This is a genomic window from Vibrio sp. YT-19(2023), from assembly GCF_033337395.1.
The window spans coordinates 1-605 of the sequence record NZ_JAWOQN010000745.1; the positions used below are offsets into that span (position 1 = coordinate 1).

A 605-nucleotide genomic window follows, 5' to 3' on the forward strand; every position below is an offset into this window, starting at 1 on the left:
CAGCAAACCTAAACCGCTTTTTCCCAGGCGACACAAGCGGCAATGAGGCCAATCGCTACCTGTTTGCATTATGGAACAATCTGCTTAAGCCAAATGCAGAGCTTGCGATTGATCTGCACACCCAAACCAGTGGTGCCGCTTACCCATTGTATGTGTTTGCCGATTTCCGTATCGAACAATCGTTGGAAATGGCTCGCTCAATTAACCCAGACGCTATCTTAAACGATCCGGGGGACGCAGGTGTTTTAGAAACCGTGTGGAACAACAGCGGCATTCCAAGCATTACTATCGAAGTGGGCATGGGGCGTTACACTGAGCAAGCGTTGATTGATCGTACGGTTGCGGGGATTTTTAACGTGCTAAAGCGCCACGAAGTGATTTCTGGTGAAGCTTCTCCAGTCATCCCTTGCCTTGAAGGTAACGAGATCATCAGTATTCGAGCCGAGTTTGGTGGCTTCGTTTTACCACAAGTGAAAATGATGGATACCGTTGAACAATGTCAATTGCTTGCGATTCAATACGATAGCTTTGGTGACGAAATTCAGCGCTACATGGCACCGACTAGTGGCACGGTATTAAGTCACAACATTGAGTCGATCAGGGCT

General features: G+C 47.9%; 1 protein-coding gene. It reads left to right on the forward strand.

All coding sequences use genetic code 11. The features are described 5' to 3' along the window. Positions 1-605: succinylglutamate desuccinylase/aspartoacylase family protein (locus R7E78_RS28235; RefSeq protein WP_318058895.1), on the forward strand; the 605-nt coding region annotated here is incomplete at both ends.